15 protein-coding genes and 1 pseudogene are annotated in these 18,946 nt (G+C 75.4%); 9 read left to right on the plus strand and 7 right to left on the minus strand.

Features of this window, described 5'->3' with window-relative positions:
- The first annotated feature begins 73 nt into the window (after positions 1–73).
- The gene (locus PHK61_RS12545; protein WP_274281317.1) at positions 74–1,252 is read left to right on the plus strand and encodes an alkaline phosphatase family protein; all 1,179 of its coding nucleotides are present in this window, start codon (positions 74–76) and stop codon (positions 1,250–1,252) included.
- 28 nt (positions 1,253–1,280) lie between these two features.
- Here the strand turns inward: PHK61_RS12545 and PHK61_RS12550 are convergent, their stop codons facing one another.
- The 3 genes and pseudogenes from PHK61_RS12550 to PHK61_RS31915 all read right to left on the minus strand — a co-directional run.
- Entirely contained in the window at positions 1,281–3,158 is a 1,878-nt protein-coding gene (locus tag PHK61_RS12550) for a sensor histidine kinase (protein ID WP_274281318.1), read from the minus strand.
- Entirely contained in the window at positions 3,155–3,451 is a 297-nt protein-coding gene (locus PHK61_RS31910) for a response regulator transcription factor (protein ID WP_337993959.1), read from the minus strand. Before PHK61_RS31910 ends, PHK61_RS12550 begins: the two co-directional genes overlap by 4 nt.
- Positions 3,452–3,515: 64 nt before the next feature.
- Positions 3,516–3,803, minus strand: a pseudogene (locus PHK61_RS31915) (response regulator); the annotation flags it as partial.
- Between the two features lie 167 nt (positions 3,804–3,970).
- Between PHK61_RS31915 and PHK61_RS12560 the strand changes: the two are divergent.
- A complete protein-coding gene (locus tag PHK61_RS12560) occupies positions 3,971–4,351 on the plus strand; it encodes a hypothetical protein (RefSeq protein ID WP_274281319.1) in 381 nt (126 codons plus the stop codon).
- A gap of 91 nt (positions 4,352–4,442) precedes the next feature.
- The gene (locus PHK61_RS12565) at positions 4,443–4,844 is read left to right on the plus strand and encodes an ankyrin repeat domain-containing protein (protein WP_274281320.1); all 402 of its coding nucleotides are present in this window, start codon (positions 4,443–4,445) and stop codon (positions 4,842–4,844) included.
- Here the strand turns inward: PHK61_RS12565 and pntB are convergent.
- The gene (gene pntB / locus PHK61_RS12570) at positions 4,831–6,234 is read right to left on the minus strand and encodes a Re/Si-specific NAD(P)(+) transhydrogenase subunit beta (protein WP_274281321.1); all 1,404 of its coding nucleotides are present in this window, start codon (positions 6,232–6,234) and stop codon (positions 4,831–4,833) included. The genes PHK61_RS12565 and pntB overlap by 14 nt on opposite strands.
- Positions 6,231–7,778: a Re/Si-specific NAD(P)(+) transhydrogenase subunit alpha gene (locus PHK61_RS12575; RefSeq protein WP_274281322.1), complete on the minus strand. Its 1,548-nt coding sequence runs from the start codon at positions 7,776–7,778 to the stop codon at positions 6,231–6,233. The genes pntB and PHK61_RS12575 overlap by 4 nt, the downstream gene beginning before the upstream one ends.
- A gap of 217 nt (positions 7,779–7,995) precedes the next feature.
- On the opposite strand from PHK61_RS12575, the gene PHK61_RS12580 reads away from it, so the two are divergent.
- The 4 genes from PHK61_RS12580 to PHK61_RS12595 are packed head-to-tail and all read left to right on the plus strand — an operon-like array spanning position 7,996 to position 13,707.
- Complete coding sequence (locus PHK61_RS12580) at positions 7,996–9,087, plus strand: LLM class flavin-dependent oxidoreductase (RefSeq protein ID WP_274281323.1); 1,092 nt, start codon at positions 7,996–7,998, stop codon at positions 9,085–9,087.
- Positions 9,088–9,122: 35 nt separating this feature from the next.
- The gene (locus tag PHK61_RS12585) at positions 9,123–11,234 is read left to right on the plus strand and encodes a molybdopterin oxidoreductase family protein (protein WP_274281324.1); all 2,112 of its coding nucleotides are present in this window, start codon (positions 9,123–9,125) and stop codon (positions 11,232–11,234) included.
- Positions 11,231–12,871 (plus strand): FAD-dependent oxidoreductase, encoded by a 1,641-nt coding sequence (locus tag PHK61_RS12590; RefSeq protein WP_274281325.1) that lies wholly within the window; start codon positions 11,231–11,233, stop codon positions 12,869–12,871. Before PHK61_RS12585 ends, PHK61_RS12590 begins: the two co-directional genes overlap by 4 nt.
- A 17-nt stretch (positions 12,872–12,888) precedes the next feature.
- Positions 12,889–13,707 carry a maleylpyruvate isomerase family mycothiol-dependent enzyme gene (locus tag PHK61_RS12595; protein ID WP_274281326.1) on the plus strand — a complete coding sequence of 273 codons (819 nt, stop codon included), beginning with the start codon at positions 12,889–12,891 and terminating at the stop codon, positions 13,705–13,707.
- Here the strand turns inward: PHK61_RS12595 and PHK61_RS12600 are convergent, their stop codons facing one another.
- Complete coding sequence (locus tag PHK61_RS12600; RefSeq protein WP_274281327.1) at positions 13,708–14,034, minus strand: hypothetical protein; 327 nt, start codon at positions 14,032–14,034, stop codon at positions 13,708–13,710.
- 269 nt (positions 14,035–14,303) lie between these two features.
- Entirely contained in the window at positions 14,304–15,284 is a 981-nt protein-coding gene (locus PHK61_RS12605) for an NADP-dependent oxidoreductase (protein ID WP_337993958.1), read from the minus strand.
- 50 nt (positions 15,285–15,334) lie between these two features.
- Between PHK61_RS12605 and valS the strand changes: the two genes are divergently transcribed.
- Both valS and PHK61_RS12615 read left to right on the plus strand, forming a co-directional pair.
- Complete coding sequence (gene valS / locus PHK61_RS12610; RefSeq protein ID WP_274281328.1) at positions 15,335–17,929, plus strand: valine--tRNA ligase; 2,595 nt, start codon at positions 15,335–15,337, stop codon at positions 17,927–17,929.
- 14 nt (positions 17,930–17,943) lie between these two features.
- Complete coding sequence (locus PHK61_RS12615; RefSeq protein ID WP_274281329.1) at positions 17,944–18,930, plus strand: DUF6925 family protein; 987 nt, start codon at positions 17,944–17,946, stop codon at positions 18,928–18,930.
- Positions 18,931–18,946: the final 16 nt, after the last annotated feature.

The raw sequence follows: 18,946 nt of genomic DNA on the forward strand, positions 1-18,946 counted from the left end.
CTGCTCGCCAGCCTCGTGCTCTGGTCCCGGTCGTGATCCAAGAGACACGCCCTAGGCGGGCCATACTCCGCGCATGACGGTCGCGTCGGGTCCCGGCACGCTCGCCGACGTCACGCCCTCGTTGGCCGCCGCCCTGGGCGTCGCGGGGTTCGACGACGTGCTGGGCGTCGGCGAGGCCCGCGGGGTGGCGCTGCTGCTGGTCGACGGGCTCGGCGCCGAGCTGCTCGACGCCCACGCCGACCGGGCGCCGGCCCTGGCCGAGCTCGCGGCGCGCGGCCGCACGCTGGTCGCCGGGTTCCCGGCGACCACGGCCGTCAGCATCGCGAGCCTCGGCACCGGGCTGCCCTCCGGCGAGCACGGGATCGTCGGCTACAGCATGGGCGTGCCGCCGCTGGACGACCCCGCGGCGCCCGCCGACCTCGTGCTCAACACGCTGCGCTGGTGCGCGCACGGCGCCACCGACCCGGTCGACCTGCGCCGGGACCTCCCGCCCGAGCAGGTGCAGGCCGCGCCGACGGTGCTGGAGCGCGCGGCGCGGGCGGGCGTCGCGGTCACCACCGTCGCCCCGGAGATCCAGCGCCGCTCGGGGCTGACGCGCGCGGCGCTGCGGGGCGGGCGGTTCCACGGGGTGTCGGCGCTGGGCGACCTCGGTGCCGCGGTGCTCGACGCCCTGGACACGGACACCGCGGCGGAGCGGACGTTCTACTACGCCTACCACGGCGAGCTCGACATGATCGGGCACACGCACGGCCCGGGGAGCCGGCCCTGGCGCCTCCAGCTCGCGGTGGTCGACCGCCTCGTCGCCGCGATCGCCGAGGACCTGCCCGCCGACACCGTCCTGGCGGTCGTCGCGGACCACGGCATGATCGGCACGGACGCCGGCTGGCGCATCGACATCGACACCACCCCCGCCCTGCTCGGGGGCGTGCGGCGGCTGGCCGGGGAGGCGCGCGTCCGGCACGTGTTCGTCGCCGACGGCGCCCTCGACGACGTGGCCGCGGCCTGGCGCGCCGAGCTGGGCGACGCGGCGTGGGTGCGCACCCGGGACGAGGCGATCGAGGCGGGCTGGTTCGGTCCCGAGGTCACCGAGGCCACCCGCGGCCGCATCGGCGACGTGGTGGCGGCGGCGCAGGGCAACTGGACGCTCGTGCGCTCGCGGATCGAGCCGATGGAGACCGGGCTCGTCGGGCACCACGGCTCGCTCACCGACGCCGAACAGCAGGTGCCGCTCCTGCTCGCCCGCGCCGTGTGAGTCCGGGCCCACCGTCGCCGCGAAGGACTCACGGCGGGCCGACGAGCGGCAGGCGCGCGAGCACCCGGCCGCCGTCGGGGGTCGCGCCGGCCTCGAGCGTCCCGCCGAGCTGCGCGAGCCGCTCGCGCATCGAGGTCAGGCCGACCCCGGGCGTCCAGGCGGCGTCGCGGCACCCGTCGTCGGCGACGAGGAGCTCGAGGGTCGCGTCCTCGCGGCGGACCGTGACCCGCGCGTGGCGCGCCCCGGCGTGGCGCACGACGTTGAGCACCGCCTCGCTGACCACCCGGTAGGCCGCGACCTCCACCGCCGCGGGCAGCGTCCCGACCGCGCCGGCCTCGACCGTCACCGCCGGCCCGGCCCCGTCCTGCGTGACCCGCTCGGCCTGCTGGCGCACCGCCGCGACGAGCCCGAGCTGGTCGAGGACCGGGGGCCGCAGGTCGTGCACCAGCCGGCGCACCTCGGCGATGGCGCCGCCGACGTCCTCGCGCAGCGTGGCGAGCAGCTCCGCCGACCGCTCCGGGCGCGCGTCGAGCACGTTGCGCGCCGCGTCCGCGGTGTAGCCGACGCCCGCGAGCACCGGGCCGAGGCCGTCGTGCAGGTCGCGGCGCAGGCGTCGGCGCTCCTCCTCGGCGGCGAGCACGACGAGGCGGCGCGACTCCTGCAGCTGCGCGGCCAACCGGGCGCTCTGCAGCGCGCGGGCCAGCGGGCCGGCCACGAGGCGCAGCACGGCGTCGGTGGCGCGGGGCAGCTCGCGGTGGTGCTCGGGCAGCCCGACGACGAGGTCGCCGACGTGCTCGTCGCCGGCGTGCAGGGCGATCGTCGTGACCGGCTCGACCGGGCGCCCGGACGTCGCGACGACCTCGTCGTCGTGGTGCAGCGCCGCCCACGGCAGGTCGACCGAGGCCCGCAGGGCGTCGAGCCACTGCTGCGGACCGCCGCCGCGGCGGAACTCGTCGCCCAGCGACGACACCACGCCCACCGGGTCGGGGCGGCCGCCGAACAGGACCTGGTCGAGGGTCTCGCGCACCCGCACGAGGGCCGGGTGGAAGCCGGCGGCCACCACCACGCAGACCACCGAGGCCACCGCCCGCGGCGGCGGGCGCCCGGTGATCGCCTCCAGGGTCGCGAGCGTGCCGGCGAAGACGCCCAGCGCGAGGTCGACCATGACGATGACGACGGCGACCCCGGAGATCGCGCGGCGAACATCGGTGACGCGGGGCGCCACGAGCGCGACGACCAGCGCCGCCGGGATGCCGAGCCCGCACAGCAGGACCACGGTGAGCAGGGCGGTCTCGACGGCCGAGCCCGCGAACTGCTCGGCGGCGAAGAGCAGGTGCCCGCCGACGACCACGACCGTGCCCACGCCGAGGAGGACCCAGAGGATCCGCTCGCGGTCGAGGTCGCGCGAGCGCTCGAAGCGCGCCCACACCGCCCCGACCACCGCGGTGCACAGCAGCACCCCGGCCGGGAGGGCGACCGGCTCGACGGGCGCGACCACGACGGCGAGCCCGCACGCGGCGACCACCCCGGCCGCCACGCGGTCGGTGAGGTGCTCGAGGCGCCCGGTCGGGAAGGTGATCACCAGGCCGGGCACGAGCAGCGCCAGCACCGCGGCCAGCACACGCAGCTCGACGCCGCGCAGGCCCGGGTCGTGGTCGACCGCGGACTCGAGCACGGCCAGCACCAGCAGCGCGGCGCCGGTGACCGTCATCCCGGCGGCCGGGCCCCGCGCGCCGCCGAGACGGCGCACCACCGCGGCCCCGACGAGCCCCGCCGCACCCAGCACGAGCGCGCCGGCCGTCCACGCCGCGCCCGTGCCGGTCACCGGCGGGCGGGCCACGACCGCCCCGGCCGCCGCGAGCACGGCCGCGCCGGCGGCGAGCTCGCCGGCGGTCGGGCGCGTCACGGCGACCCGCCCAGCCCGCCCCGGCGCGCGAGCACCGCCGCCTCGGCGCGGGTCTCGACCCCGAGCTTCGCGAGGATCGCCGACACGTGGTTGCCGACCGTCTTCGCCGCGAGCCCCAGCTCGGCGGCGATCGCGCCGTTGCGCCGGCCCCGCGCCACGGCGGCGAGCACCTCGCGCTCGCGGACGGTGAGCTCGGGGAACGGGACCGTCGGCGCGGGGGCGGACAGGCGCGCGAGCACGTGCGCGGCCGCGCTCGGCGCCACGATCATCTCCCCGGCCACGACGGCGTGCACCGCGCCGGATCTCCTCCTGGTCGGCGCCCTTGAGCAGGTAGCCGCGCGCGCCGGCCCGCAGCGCGGCGACCACGGTCTCGTCGTCGTCGTGCATGGTCAGCACGAGCACCGCGACGCCCGGGCTCGCCGCCGCGATCCGCCGGCTCGCCTCCACCCCGTCGAGGTCGGGCATCTGCACGTCCATGAGCACGACGTCCGGCGCGAGCAGCTGGGCCTCGCGCACCGCCTCGCGACCGGTCGACGCCTGCCCGACCACCTCGACGCCGTCCACCGACTCGAGCAGCGCCGCGAGCCCGCGCCGGACCACCGGGTGGTCGTCGGCGAGCACCACGCGGATCGGCGGGCGGGACACGATCCCGATCGTGACACCTCGTGGCCACGGTGTCCCCGTCCTCGCGCGCCCGGTTCACCCGGGAAGATGCCCGATCCGGTCGGGACCGCGCCCGTTGTCACCGGACGTGTTCGGCGCGCACGCTCGTCGACGTCCCGCCGCCCAGCACCCGTACCAGGAGCACCGCCATGAGCACCCTCACGACCCGCGCCACGGTCGGGTTCTGGCTCGCCGTCGTCCTCGCGGTCGCCGACATCGCCGGCGTGTTCGTCCCGCTGCCCGCCGACGGCCAACCGGGGCCGCCGCTGGTGGTCATGGTCTTCTGCGCCGTCATGGGCGTCGTGACCCTCGCCGCCGCGGTGGTCGTCGCGCGCACGGGCAGCCGGGTGGGGGTCCGGGTGATCGCGGTGACGCGGATCCTCGCGGCGATCACCTCGCTGCCGGCGTTCTTCGTGCCCGACGTCCCGCCGCCCCTCGTCGCGTGGGGTGCGGCCACCGTCGTCCTCACGGTCGTCGCCGTGGTGCTGCTGATGAGCCGCGCCCGCGCCCGGGTGCCCGCCGGCTCCTGAACCCGTGGTCCCCCCGGGGCGAGGGACGCCCTCGCTGCTCCCCAGGCAGCGAGGGCGTCCCTCGCTGCGTCCGTCCCTAGACTCGGCGCCGATGAGCGACGAGCCGGACCAGCCCGACGACGCCGTCCGCGACCTCGCGAGCCGGGTGTTCGACCTCGCCCGCGCCGGCGATGCGGCATCGCTGGCGGCCTACGTCGACGCCGGGGTGCCCGCGAACCTGACGAACGAGAAGGGCGACACGCTGGTCATGCTCGCCGCGTACCACGGGCACGCCGGCGCGGTGGCCGCGCTGGTCGCGCGCGGCGCCGACGTCGACCGGCTCAACGACCGCGGCCAGTCGCCGCTGGCCGGGGCGGTGTTCAAGGGCGAGGACGCCGTGGTCCGCGCCCTCGTCGCGGGTGGCGCCGACCCGCACGCCGGCCACCCCACGGCGGTGGACACGGCCCGGATGTTCGGGCGGGAGGATCTCCTGGAGGTCCTCAGAGCGCCTTGATGATGTCCTCCACGCGCACGCGCGCGTCGCCGAAGATCATCGAGGTGTTCTCGCGGAAGAACAGCGGGTTCTGCACGCCGGCGTAGCCCACGGCCATCGAGCGCTTGAACACGACGACGTCCTTGGCCTCCCACACGCGCAGCACCGGCATGCCCGCGATCGGGCTGGCCGGGTCCTCCATCGCCGCCGGGTTGACGGTGTCGTTGGCGCCGATGACGAGCACGACGCTGGTGGAGGCCAGGTCGTCGTTGATCTCGTCCATCTCGAGCACGATGTCGTAGGGGACCTTGGCCTCGGCGAGCAGCACGTTCATGTGCCCGGGCAGGCGGCCGGCCACCGGGTGGATGCCGAAGCGGACCTCGACGCCACGCTCGACCAGCCGGCGGGTGAGGTCGGCGACCGGGTACTGCGCCTGCGCCACCGCCATGCCGTAGCCGGGGACGATCACGACCGACGAGGCGTCGGTGAGCATCGCGGCGACCTCGTCGGCGGTGACCTCGCGGTGCTCGCCCTCGACGGCCGCCGAGGTGCCCGACTCCACCCCGAAGCCGCCGGCGATGACCGACAGGAACGAGCGGTTCATCGCCTGGCACATGACGTAGGAGAGGTAGGCACCGGACGAGCCGACGAGCGCGCCGGTGACGATCAGCAGCGTGTTGTCGAGCAGGAAGCCCGAGGCGGCCGCCGCCCACCCCGAGTAGCTGTTGAGCATCGACACGACGACGGGCATGTCCCCGCCGCCGATCGACGCGACGAGGTGCCAGCCCAGCGCCAGCGCGACCGCGGTGATCGCGATCATCAGGCCGAGCGAGGGGGCCACGGTGAACCCGACCGTGAGCGCGGCGAAGGCCACCAGCGCGCCGAGGTTCAGGGCGTTCTTGCCCGGCAGCGCCAGCGGGCGCGACTTCATCCGCCCGGAGAGCTTGCCGTAGGCGACGAGCGAGCCGGTGAAGGTCACTGCGCCGATGAAGACGCCGATGCCGACCTCGACGGAGTGGATGCCCAGCAGCTCCGGCGCCACCGTGGTCTGGGCCGGCCCGAGTGCTTCGACCTCGAGGTAGCCGTTCCACCCGACGAGCACCGCGGCGAGGCCGACGAAGCTGTGCAGCAGGGCGATGAGCTCGGGCATGCCGGTCATCTCGACCACGCGGGCGCGCCACAGCCCGATGCCGCCGCCGACGACCATGGCGACGGCCAGCAGCGCGACGGCGCCCGCGGAGACCGACTCGGCCACCATGACCACGGTCGCGACGAGGGCGACCGCCATGCCGGCGATGCCGTAGGCGACGCCCGAGCGCGCGGTCTCGTGCTTCGACAGCCCGGCGAGGCTCATCACCGTGAGCAGCGCCGCGACGACGTAGGCCGCGGTGGCGGCGGCTCCGGCGCTCACTGGGCGGATCCCTTCGTGAACATGGCCAGCATCCGGCGCGTCACCGCGAAGCCGCCGACGATGTTGATGCTGGCCAGCAGCACGGCGACGAACGCGAGCACCGAGACCACGGTGCCGTGCTGGCCGAACTGCAGCAGCGCCCCGACCACGACCACGCCCGAGATCGCGTTGGTCACCGACATCAGCGGCGTGTGCAGGGCGTGGTGGACCTTGCCGATGACGTAGTAGCCGATCACGACGGCCAGCACGAACACCGTGAGGTTGGTGGCGAGCTCCGGGGGCGCGAACGCCGTCGCGACGAAGAGCAGCGCGAACGCGAGCGCGACGAGCCCGTAGCGCCGCGCCGGCGACATCGGCCGCTTCGGCTCCACGACCGGCGTCGACGCCGCCGGCTCGACCGGCACGCCCCCCGCCGCGGAGTGGGCCGCCGACACGGGGATCGGCGGGGGCGGCCAGAGCACGTCGCCGTGGTGGGTCACGGTCATCGAGCGGATGACCACGTCCTCGAGGTCGAGGACCAGGCGGCCGTCCTTCTCGGGGACCAGGAGCTTGAGCAGGTTGAGCAGGTTGGTGCCGTAGAGCTGGGAGGCCTGGGCGGGCAGGCGGGCCGCGAGGTCGGTGTCGCCGACGATGGTGACGCCGTTGTCGGTGACGACGACCTCGTCGGCCACCGAGCCCTCGACGTTGCCGCCCTGGCCCGCCGCCATGTCCACGACGACGCTGCCGGGCTTCATGCTCGCGACGTCGGCGGCGGTGAGCAGCCGCGGCGCCGGGCGGCCCGGGATCAGGGCGGTGGTGACGACGACGTCGACGTCCGCGGCCTGCTCGCTGTAGATCTCGGCGGCGCGGGCGTCGTAGGCCTCGGAGGTGGCGCGGGCGTAGCCGTCGCTGCTCGCCTCCTGCTCGACCTCGACGGCGAGGAACTCCCCGCCCAGCGACCGCACCTGCTCGGCGACCTCGGGCCGCGGGTCGGTGGCCCGCACGACGGCGCCGAGGCTGCTCGCCGCGCCGATCGCCGCGAGCCCCGCGACGCCGGCACCCGCCACCAGCACCGTGGCCGGTGGGACCTTGCCCGCGGCGGTGACCTGGCCGGTGAAGAAGCGCCCGAAGCGGTGGGCGGCCTCGACCACCGCGCGGTAGCCCGCGATGTTGGCCATCGAGCTGAGCACGTCGAGCGACTGGGCCCGCGAGATCCGCGGCACCGCGTCGGTGGCCAGCACGGTCAGACCGCGGGCGGCGAGGTCCTCGAGCACCGCGGGATGGCGGGCGAGGCCCACCATCGCCACCAGCGTCGTGCCGGCCGCCATGCGGTCGAGGCGTGCGGCGTCGGGCGTGCGGAGCGCGAGCACGACGTCGGCCGACCACGGGTCACCGAGCTCGGCCCCGGCGGCGACGTAGTCCGCGTCGGGGAAGCTCGCCAGCTCCCCCGCGCCCGGCTCGACGACGACCGTCGCCCCCAGATTGATCAGACCCACCACGGTGGCCGGGGTCGCGGCCACCCGGGTCTCGTGCTCCCCGGTCTCCCGGGGCACACCGATGCGCACGGTCGTGCTCCCTACTTCCCCACCGCCGGCGCCGTCGCCGGATGTTCACCGGATGATCGCGCCTGCGACCACCCGACGGTCGTGACCTTAGTCTCCGCAGGTGACATCCCCCGTGCGGGCTCGCTCACACCGGGTCCCGGGTGGTACATCGCGGACGACCGTCACACCGCAACACGACGGCGGAACACGCGCACGACGGAGCGACGTTGCACCGGACATGCGCGATCTCGAGCTCTCGGTCCTGGACCTCTCGCCGGTGCCCTCCGGCTCGTCGACGTCGGCGGCCCTGCACGAGACCGTCGAGCTCGGCCGGATCGTCGAGCGCGCCGGCTACCGCCGCATGTGGCTGGCCGAGCACCACGGCATCCCGAGCGTCGCGAGCTCCAGCCCCGAGATCCTCATCCAGGCCGTCGCCGACGCCACGAGCACGCTGCGCGTCGGCTCCGGCGGGATCATGCTGCCCAACCACTCGCCGCTGAAGGTGGCCGAGACGTTCCGCGCGCTGGCCGGCCTGCACCCGAGCCAGGATCCCTCGGGGACACGCATCGACCTCGGTCTCGGGCGTGCCCCGGGCACCGACCCGCGCACCGCGATCGCGCTGCGCCGCAGGGTCGGAGACCCGCTCCGCGGTGGCGTCGAGGCGCTCACGGCCGACGACTTCCCCGAGCAGTTCGCCGAGCTGCGCGGCTACGTCGACGGCCTGCCCGCCGACCACCCCTTCGCCGGCATCGAGGCGATGCCGAACGACGTGCCGCTGCCGCCGGTCTGGATCCTCGCCTCGAGCTATTACGGCGGGCAGGCGGCGGCCGCGTTCGGCACCGGCTTCGCCTACGCCGGGCACTTCGGCGGCGCCGACCCGGGCGAGGCGACGCGCATCTACCGCCGGCAGTTCCGGCCCAGCGACGCGGCGGGCGCGCAGGACCCGCACGTCATCCTCGCCGCCGCCGTGATGTGCAGCGAGGACCCCGGGCGCGCCCGCGCGATGGGCCGCGCGCACGCCCTGTCGATGGCGCGCCTGCGCACCGGCAACCCGGGCCCGCTGCCGAGCCCGGAGGAGGCGGACGCCCACGACTGGAGCCCCGTCGAGCTGCAGGTCGAGCAGGGCATGGCCGCGAAGATGACCGCCGGGACGCCCGACGAGGTCCGCGCCGACCTCGAGCGCCGCGCGCAGGAGGCGGACGCCGACGAGATCATGATCGTGAGCCCGATCCACGACAGCGACGAGCGCCGCCGCTCCTACGAGCTCATCGCGGACGCCTTCGGCGTGACGGGGACGACGGCGGATCGGGCAGCCGTAGCGTCCGCGTAACCACGCGGCAACGCCGCCCCCGCAGCGTGGGGGGCATGGCCGGGCCTCCTGCGCAGGGCGTCACGACGCACTGCCCGTACTGCTCGCTGCAGTGCGCGATGACGCTGACCCCGCGCGAGGACGGCGCCGGCCCGGTGCTCGAGGTGACCGGCGCGGCGTTCCCGACCAACCGCGGGGGCCTGTGCGAGAAGGGGCTGTCGTCCGCGGAGCTCCTCGCGCACCCCGACCGCCTGACCACCCCGCTGGTCCGCGACGCCCGCGACGAGCCGTTCCGCGCGGCGGGCTGGGACGAGGCGCTGCACCGGATCGCCGACGGCCTCACCGTCGCCCAGGAGCGCCACGGCCCGGACGCCGCGGGCCTGTTCGGCGGCGGCGGGATGACCAACGAGAAGGCCTACCAGGCCGGCAAGTTCGCGCGGGTGGCCCTGCGCAGCGCGTCGATCGACTACAACGGCCGCTTCTGCATGTCGTCGGCCGCCGCGGCCGCGACCAGGGCGTTCGGGATCGACCGCGGCATGCCGTTCCCCCTCGCCGACCTCGCCCGCGCGGACACGGTGCTGCTCGTCGGCTCCAACCCCGCCGACGTCATGCCGCCCGCGATGCGGTGGTTCGCCGAGGGGCGCGAGCGCGGCGCGCAGCACGTCGTCGTCGACCCCCGCCGCACCGCCACCGCGGCCGCGTCCGACGTGCACCTCCAGCCGGTGCCCGGCACGGACCTCGCGCTGGCGAACGGCCTGCTGCACCTCGCCGTGCGCCACCGGCTCGTCGACACCGCCTACATCGCCGAGCGGACCACCGGCTGGCCGGCCCTCAGGCGCGCGGTGCGCCAGTACTGGCCCGACCGGGTCGAGCGGATCACCGGTGTCCCGGTGCCGGCGATGGAGCGCGCGATCCGGGTGCTCGCCGCGTCCCGGGCGACGATGATCCTCTCCGGCCGCGGCGCCGAGCAGCACGCGAAGGGCTCGGACACCGCGCTCGCGTGGATCAACCTCGCGCTCGCGCTCGGCCTGCCGGGCCGCCCGCACGCCGGCTGGGCGACGATGACGGGCCAGGGCAACGGGCAGGGCGGGCGGGAGCACGGGCTGAAGGCCGACCAGCTGCCCGGCTACCGGCGGCTCGCCGACCCCGCGGCGCGCGCCCACGTCGCCGGCGTCTGGGGCGTCGACCCCGAGGAGCTCCCGGCGCCCGGCGTCTCGGCCTACGAGATGCTCGACCGCCTCGGCACCGCCGGCGGGGTCCGCGCGCTGCTGGTCATGGCGTCGAACGTCGCGGTCTCCGCGCCGCACGCCGCGCACGTGCGCGAACGCCTGCAGAGCCTGGACTTCCTCGCCGTCACCGACATCTTCCTGTCCGAGACCGCCGAGCTCGCCGACGTCGTCCTGCCCACCACCCAGTGGGCCGAGGAGAACGGGACGATGACCAACGTCGAGGGCCGGGTCCTGCGCCGACGCCGCGCCACCGACGCGCCCGACGGCCCGCGCAGCGACCTCACCGTGCTCGCCGACCTCGCCGGGCGTCTCGGGCGCGGCACCTTCGACGACGACCCGCGCACCGTCTTCGAGGAGCTGCGCCGGGCCAGCGCCGGCGGCACGGCCGACTACGCGGGCGTCACCTGGGAGCGCATCGACGCCGAGGACGGCGTGTTCTGGCCGTGCCCGTCGACCGACCACGACGGCACGCCCCGGCTCTTCGCCGACGGGTTCGCGACCCCCGACGGGCGGGCCCGCTTCCACGTCGTGCACCACCGCGACGCCGCCGAGCTGCCCGACGACGAGTACCCGTACCGCCTGACCACCGGCCGCAGCCGCGCGCACTACCAGTCGGGCACGCAGACGCGGCGCACCAAGGCCCTGCTCGACGCCGAGCCCGAGCCCGCCGTCGAGGTCCACCCCGACCTCGCCGCCCGGCTCGGCGTCGGCGAGGGCGGCGACCTGCTGCTGCGCACCCGGAGGGGCAGCGCCCGCCTGCGTGCGCACCTGACGACCGACGTGCGCCCCGACACCGTCTTCGCCCCGTTCCACTGGGCGGGCGAGCAGACGATCAACGACCTCACCAACCCGGCGCTGGACCCCGTCTCGCGGATGCCGGAGTTCAAGGTGTGCGCGGTCGCCCTGGAGGCCGCCGGGCAGCGCGAGGGGAGCCGATGACGCCCGCGCGCCTCGTGGTCGTCGGCAATGGGATGGCCGGCGCCCGCCTCCTCGAGGAGGTCCTCGCGCGCGGCGGCGGCGACCGGTACACGATCACCGTCTTCGGCGACGAGCCCCACGGCGGCTACAACCGCATCCTGCTCTCCGAGGTGCTCGCCGCCGGCGGCGCCGAGGACTCCGACGAGCTCTTCCTCAACCCCCACGACTGGTACGACGACCACGGGATCACGCTGCACGCGGGCGTGCGGATCGTGCGCGTCGACCGGCGCGAGAAGGTCGTCCTCGGCGACGACGGGTCGGTGACGCCGTACGACGTGCTCGTCCTGGCCACCGGCAGCCGCTCGTTCTTCCCGCCGATCGAGGGTCTGTGGGCGTCGCCGAGCGCCCTGACGCCCGGGGTCTTCGGGTTCCGCTCGCTCGACGACGTGACCGCACTGCTCGCGCACGTCCGCCGGCCGCGGACCGCGGTGGTCGTCGGGGGCGGGCTGCTCGGCCTCGAGGCCGCGGCGGGCCTGCAGGCGCACGGCGCCGCGGTCCACGTGGTGCACCCCACCGAGGTGCTGATGGACCAGCAGCTCGGCGCCGAGGCGGCGGGGGTGCTGCGCGGCACCCTCGAGCAGCGGGGGCTGCACCTGCACCTCGGGGTGCGGGCGAGCGAGATCCTGACATCGGATGGCAGCGTCTCCGGCGTCCGCTTCACCGACGGCTCCGAGCTCGCCGCCGACACGGTCGTCGTCACCGCGGGCGTCCGGCCCAACGTCGGGCTCGCCGCGGCCGCCGGGCTCACCACGCAGGCCGCGATCGTCGTGGACGACACGCTGCGCTCGGTCGACGACGAGGCCGTCCACGCCGTCGGCGAGTGCGCGCAGCACCGCGGCGAGGTCTACGGGGTCGTCGCCCCGCTATGGGAGCAGGCCGCGGTGCTCGCCGACGTGCTCACCGGCGCGGACCCGGCCGCCGCGTACCGGGGCTCGCGCCTGGCGACGAAGCTGAAGGTCGCGGGCGTCGAGGTCGCGCAGATGGGTCTCCGCGCGCCCGAGCGGTCCTCCGACGAGGTCGTGCGCTACGCCGCGAGCGGGCGCGGCGTGCACCAGAGCCTCGTCATCCGCGACGGCGCGCTGGTCGGCGCGACGCTGGTCGGCGACGTCAGCAGGGTCGCGGCGCTGACCCAGGCGCTCGACAGCCGGTCGGCGCTGCCCGCGGACCGCGCGCAGCTGCTCTTCGACCTCGGCGCGCCCGGGGCCGGCGCAGTCGCCGACCTGCCCGACGACGCCCGCGTCTGCCAGTGCAACCGGGTCTCCAAGGGCGACCTCCTGGCGTGCGTGGCGCGCGGCGCCGACTCGGTGGCGGCCTGCGCGGCCGCGACCCGCGCGGGGACCGGCTGTGGGTCCTGCCAGCCGCTGGTGAAGGAGATCGTCGAGGCGGCGCTCGAGGCGGAGGGCCCCGAGGACCCGATCGTCGTGGGCGGCGTGACCTCGCCCGACCAGCTGCGCCACATCGCCGACGTCGCCGAACGCCACGACGTCCCGGTGGTCGAGCTCCTCGGCGGGTCCGGCGTCGCGTTGCGCGGCGTGCCCCCGGCCACGCGGCGGGCGCTGCGCGAGGACCTCGACCGGTGGGTCCCCCGCGCGCCGTGACGCGCGAGGATGGCGTCATGCCGACGGTGCCGCGGTTCCTCGAGGAGATCACCCAGCACACGAAGGGCTTCGCCGACGCCGTCCGGGCCGCCGGCCACGACGCGCCGGTGCCGTCCTGTCCGGACTGGACCGTGCGCGACCTCGCCGACCACCTCGGCGGCGTCCACCGCTGGTGCACCGTGACCGTCGGCAACCCGGGGACGAAGCTCCAGCGCCGCGGGGCGACCACCCCGCCGATGCCCGACGACGAGTCCGAGGTGTCGCTCTGGCTGCTCGAGGGCGCCGCCGCGCTCGTGCAGGCGATCCGCGACGCCGGCGAGGACACGCTCGTGGGCGGCTTCGGCGGCCCGGTGCCGGTGTCGTTCTGGGCGCGGCGGCAGTGCCACGAGACGCTCGTGCACCGGGCCGACGCCGAGATCGCCGCGGGGGTGCTGCCGCTCACCGACGTCGACCCGGTGATCGCGGCGGACGCCGTCGACGAGCACCTGGAGATGGTCGCGAGGGGCGCGAAGCGGCGGCCCGACCTGCGCGCCGACGGCGCCACGCTGCACCTGCACGCCACCGACGAGGGGCTCGGCGAGGACCGGACACGAAGCAATCAGGGGAGCACGCCGATAGGGGAGCTGGACCATCGGCTCGGTGAGTGGGTCGTGACCCTCGGCGCCGACGGCCCGACGATCGAGCACGCGCACCGCAAGAGCGACACCGCCGTGCGCGGCCCCGCGCGGGCCCTGCTCACCGTGCTCACGGCCCGCGAGGGCCCCGAGGTCGCCGGTGTCGACGTCCTCGGGGCCCCGGACCTGCTCACGCGGTGGCGCGAGCACGGCGCGGTCTGATCAGAGGGTGCCGGTGAAGACGGCCGCGTCGTGGTCGAACGACGGGGTGACGTCGACCTGGGCCTCGCCGCTGTTCGTCGTGGTGGAGAACGCGACGTCGTAGGTCATGCTGCGGCCGGGCTGCAGCTGGTTCTGCGGAGGCATGCCCGACTCGGCGTCGACGATCTGGGTGGCCGGGCCGCCGCCGGTGCTCATGGCGGCGTGGAGCAGCACGGGGTCGAACGCGGCGCCGGTGTTGTTCGTGACCCGGACGGTGACGCTGTAGGCGTCGGGGTTGGTGTTCCCGGCGGCGTAGCGGGAGGGCTCGTAGGCCGTCGGCGCGCTCACGGTGACCGCGAGGCCGTCGGCGTAGGTGAAGGTCTGCCCGAACGCGACGGCGGAGGTCGCCGGCGCCGGGGTGCCGGCGGGTGCGCGGTGGCGGCTGGACGACGGTCATGGCGGTGGATCCCCCGACGAGATGAGTGGTGGCCGCCGATCGGCGGTCCTGCCGCCCATGTCGTCGGGGGTCCTCTGCCGTGAGCACCCGTCACCGGAACGAGGGAGGGTGTGCGCAGGCCGCCGTCGTCCACGGTCTCCGCGCGGATGCCGAGAACTGTTCAGAGCGTGAGCACGAGCTTGCCGAACGTCGAGCCCTTCTCCAGTTCGCGGTGTGCCGACGCCGCGTCCTCGAGCGGGAAGGTGCCCGCGACGCGCACGGTCAGCGCGCCCTCCGCCATGAGCCGGGCGATGCCGGTGAGGGCGACCCCGTCGGGCTCGACGAGGAAGTCGGTGATCCGCTTGCCCTCCGCGTGCGCCTGCTCCGTGAGCCCCGCGGGCACGCCGGAGGGCACGCAGACGAGCAGCCCGCCGGGGCGCATCACGGCGAGCGAGGCCGGGCCGTTGATCTCGGTGAGGTCGACCGCGACGTCGATGTCGCGGGTCGCCTGCGCGATCTCCTGCGTGTGGTGGTCGATGGCCTCGTCGAGGCCCAGGGCGGCGAGGTCGGCGTGCTTGCCCGCCGACGCCGTCCCGATGACGTACGCCCCCCGCGTCTTCGCGATCTGCACGGCGAGGTGCCCGACGCCCCCACCGGCCGCGTGGACGAGGACGCGCTGGTCGCGCTGCACGTCGGCGGCGTCGACGACGATCTGCCAGGCGGTCAGCGCGGCGAGCGGGGTCGCCGCGGCGGTGATGTCGTCGACGCCGTCGGGGATGTGTGCGAAGTGCCGGGACGGGGCGGTGACGTACTCGCCGTAGCCGCCGGCCTGGCGCGGGAACCAGGGCATGCCGAACACCCGGTCGCCCACGGCGAACCGCGTGACGCCCATGCCCACCGCGTCGACGACCCCGGCGACGTCCCAGCCGACCGTGAACGGCGGCGCGGTCATGTCCCCGCCGGCCGAGCCGAGCCCGGCGCCGCCGGCCCGGACCTTGGTGTCCACCGGGTTCACGCCCGCCGCCGTCACGCGCACCCGGATCTCGGTCGGGATCGGCTCGGGGACCGGGGCGTCGGTGACGTGCAGGACCTCGGGTCCGCCGGCCGTGTCCTGGGTGATGCGGCGCATGGTCCCGGCGTGCCCGGGCAGGCTGGTACGCACACCCGTGAGCAGGCCGGAAGTCGCGTGAGGTCGATTAGTAAACTGGTGTGATGGTGCAGTCCGACCCCGGCACGCGCGTGCCCGAGAAGCCGACCCTCGACGGCCTCGAGGACCGGTGGGCGCGCGTATGGGCCGACGAGGGCACCTACGCGTTCGACCGCTCCGCGACGCGCGAGCAGGTGTTCTCCGTCGACACCCCGCCGCCGACGGTGTCCGGGTCGCTGCACGTCGGGCACGTGTTCAGCTACACGCACACCGACATCGTCGCCCGCTTCCAGCGCATGCGCGGCAAGAAGGTCTTCTACCCCATGGGGTGGGACGACAACGGCCTGCCCACCGAACGCCGCGTGCAGAACTACTACGGCGTGCGCTGCGAGCCGAGCCTGCCGTACGACCCGGACTTCACCCCGCCCGAGAAGCCCGGCAAGCAGCAGATCGCGGTGTCGCGCCGGAACTTCGTCGAGCTCTGCGAGACGCTCACCGCCGAGGACGAGAAGGCGTTCGAGGCGCTGTGGCGGCGCAACGGCCTGTCGGTCGACTGGTCGCACGGCTACCAGACGATCGACGCCCGGGCCCGCGCGATCAGCCAGCGCGCGTTCCTGCGCAACGTCGAGCGCGGCCAGGCGTACGTGTCGATGGCCCCGACGCTGTGGGACGTCACCTTCCGCACCGCGGTCGCCCAGGCCGAGCTCGAGGACCGCGAGCACACCGGCGCCTGGCACCGGATCGCCTACCACCAGGGAGAGCGGAGCGACGGGGGATCCCACGGTGCGCAGGACGTCTTCATCGAGACGACCCGCCCCGAGCTGATCCCCGCGTGCATCGCGCTGGTCGCGCACCCCGACGACGAGCGCTACCGGGCGCTGTTCGGGACGACGGTGCGCTCGCCGCTGTTCGACGTCGAGATCCCCGTGCTCGCGCACCCGGCGGCCGAGATGGAGCGCGGCGCCGGCATCGCGATGTGCTGCACGTTCGGTGACCTCACCGACGTGCAGTGGTGGCGCGAGCTCGACCTGCCCAACCGCACGGTGATCAACCGCGACGGCCGCCTGCTGCGCGACGTCCCCGAGTGGATCACCTCGGAGCAGGGCCGGAAACGCTACGAGGAGATCGCCGGCGCGACGGTGCACACCGCCAAGGAGCGGATCGTCGCGATGCTCCAGGAGACCGGCGAGCTCGACGGCGACGTCCGCCCCGTCACGCGACCGGTGAAGTTCTACGAGAAGGGCGACAAGCCGCTCGAGATCGTCTCCAGCCGCCAGTGGTACATCCGCAACGGCGGGCGCGAGGCCACCATGCGCGACGAGATGATCGCCCGCGGCCAGGAGCTGCAGTGGCACCCCGAGTACATGCGCCACCGCTACGAGGACTGGGTGCGCGGGCTCAACGGCGACTGGCTGGTCAGCCGCCAGCGCTTCTTCGGCGTCCCGGTGCCGGTCTGGTACCGCCTCGACGACGAGGGCGAGGTCCGGCCCGACCAGGTCCTCACGCCCACCGACGACGCGCTGCCCGTCGACCCCTCCACCGACGTCCCGCCCGGCTTCACCGCCGAGCAGCGTGACGTCCCCGGGGGGTTCACCGGCGACCCCGACATCCTCGACACCTGGGCCACCTCGTCGCTCACCCCGCAGATCGCGGGCATGTGGACCGTCGACGACGACCTGTTCTCGCGGGTCTTCCCGATGGACCTGCGGCCCCAGGCCCACGACATCATCCGCACCTGGCTGTTCTCCACGGTGCTGCGCAGCCACCTCGAGCACGACGCCCTGCCCTGGGCGCACGCCGCGCTCTCGGGCTGGATCCTCGACCCGGACCGCAAGAAGATGTCGAAGTCCAAGGGCAACGTCGTGACGCCCATGGGGCTGCTCGAGGAGTACGGCTCCGACGCCGTCCGGTACTGGGCCGCCGGCGGGCGCCCGGGCGTCGACACGGCCTTCGACCGCGGCCAGATGAAGGTCGGCCGGCGGCTCGCGATGAAGCTGCTCAACGCGTCGAAGTTCATCCTCGGCGTCGGGGTGCCGGCCGGTGAGCCCGACCTGTCGGCGGTGTCGACGCCGCTCGACCGTGCGCTGCTGGCCCGGCTCACCGAGGTCGTGCAGAAGGCCACCGCGGCGCTCGAGGGCTACGACTACGCGGTCGCGCTCGAGCTCACCGAGCAGTTCTTCTGGTTCTTCTGCGACGACTACCTCGAGCTGGTCAAGTCCCGCGCCTACGGCGAGTTCGACGAGGCCGGCCGCGACTCGGCGCGCGCCACGCTCGCGGCCGCGCTGCGGGTGCTCCAGCGGCTGTTCGCCCCGGTGCTGCCGTTCGTCGCCGAGGAGGTCTGGTCGTGGTGGCAGGAGGGCTCGGTCCACCGCGCCCCGTGGCCGGACATCCACGAGCTCGCGACCTCCGCCGAGGTCGACCCCCAGGTCCTGACCATCGCCTCCGACGTCATCGGCGGCATCCGTCGGGCGAAGTCGGAGCAGAAGCTCTCGATCCGCACCGAGGTCGAGAGCCTCTCGGTGCAGGCCGCGCCGGCCGCGCTCGAGGCGCTGCGCGAGGCCCTGTCCGACGTGCGCGCGGCGGGCCGCGTGCGCGACGTGGAGCTGGTCGTGTCCCCGGACGGCGAGCTGGTCACCACCGTCGGCGGTCCGACCGCCTGACCGGCCCCGTCGGTATGGACGACCTCCTCGCCTGGGTGGACGACCCCGACGCGGGCTGGAGCGTCGGGACCTTCGGCGCGCTCGCCGAGTTCCTGCGCGACCCGGACGAGGCCGCCGCGGTGACGCGCACGCCGGGCGGGGCGTCCGTCGCGACGCCGCGCGGCGGGATCGCCGTGGACCTCACCGGCGACGTCGTGCCGGTGGCGTGGGAGCGCCGGGCCGGCGACAGCTGGAGCCAGGCCCTCGCGCTGTGCGTGCTCGCGGACGGCGGCGGCCGTTCGGTGATCACCGAGCTCGGCCCCGACGTCGACGCGCTGCGCGCCGAGGACCGCGAGGCCGTGCTCGTCGACCTCGGCGTCGGCGCGCCGCACCTCGCGGCGTGCGTGCGGACGAGCGATGCGGCATTGCTGGCGGCGTTGCGCGCCGTCGAGGGCCGGCCCCTGGCCGAGGCGGGTGCCGTGGCCGGGCTGCTGGTCGAGGCGGGGCCGCACCGGGTGTTCCGCACGGCGATCGCGCGCCTCGAGGTGTTCACGCCGATCCCGCCGCCCGACGGGACGAGCCCCGAGGGGCCGCACACCCACCTGATCCCGCGCCTGCTCGCGCAGGGGCGGACCCACGCGGCGACCGACCCGATCCCGCCCGGCCGCGCGCCCGGCGCGACGGTGCACCTCCCGCACCCGACCCGGTCGGTCGAGGGCGGGCGGATCCCCCCGCACCCGGGGCGTCACCGACGGGCGCAGGACGTGCTCGCGCGGTACGGGGAGCCGGAGGCGGTCGCGGCGAAGGCGGCGGTGACCGAGGCGCTGGCGACGTCGGCCGAGCCGCCGCCGTGGGCGCTGACGCGCGGGTACCGGGCGACGGTGGAGCTGGCGCTACGACAGACGGAGGAGCTGGAGCCCGCGCATCCGCACCTGGCCCGGTGGCGGGCCCGGGTGCCGCGGTCGGAGGGCGGGCCCGACGGTGCGGGGCAGCCGCTCACCCACGACCCGGCACAGGGATGACGCGCGCCGGGCCGCG

The sequence above is a fragment of the Actinomycetospora lutea genome (assembly GCF_028737205.1).
GTDB lineage: Bacteria > Actinomycetota > Actinomycetes > Mycobacteriales > Pseudonocardiaceae > Actinomycetospora > Actinomycetospora lutea.

What these genes read in the sequence shown, in the direction of transcription:
- PHK61_RS12545 (WP_274281317.1), top strand. Translation starts at nt 74, where the DNA reads ATGACGGTCGCGTCGGGTCCCGGCACGCTCGCCGACGTCACGCCCTCG.
- PHK61_RS12560 (WP_274281319.1), top strand. Translation starts at nt 3,971, where the DNA reads ATGAGCACCCTCACGACCCGCGCCACGGTCGGGTTCTGGCTCGCCGTC.
- PHK61_RS12565 (WP_274281320.1), top strand. Translation starts at nt 4,443, where the DNA reads ATGAGCGACGAGCCGGACCAGCCCGACGACGCCGTCCGCGACCTCGCG.
- PHK61_RS12580 (WP_274281323.1), top strand. Translation starts at nt 7,996, where the DNA reads ATGCGCGATCTCGAGCTCTCGGTCCTGGACCTCTCGCCGGTGCCCTCC.
- PHK61_RS12585 (WP_274281324.1), top strand. Translation starts at nt 9,123, where the DNA reads ATGGCCGGGCCTCCTGCGCAGGGCGTCACGACGCACTGCCCGTACTGC.
- PHK61_RS12590 (WP_274281325.1), top strand. Translation starts at nt 11,231, where the DNA reads ATGACGCCCGCGCGCCTCGTGGTCGTCGGCAATGGGATGGCCGGCGCC.
- PHK61_RS12595 (WP_274281326.1), top strand. Translation starts at nt 12,889, where the DNA reads ATGCCGACGGTGCCGCGGTTCCTCGAGGAGATCACCCAGCACACGAAG.
- valS (WP_274281328.1), top strand. Translation starts at nt 15,335, where the DNA reads ATGGTGCAGTCCGACCCCGGCACGCGCGTGCCCGAGAAGCCGACCCTC.
- PHK61_RS12615 (WP_274281329.1), top strand. Translation starts at nt 17,944, where the DNA reads ATGGACGACCTCCTCGCCTGGGTGGACGACCCCGACGCGGGCTGGAGC.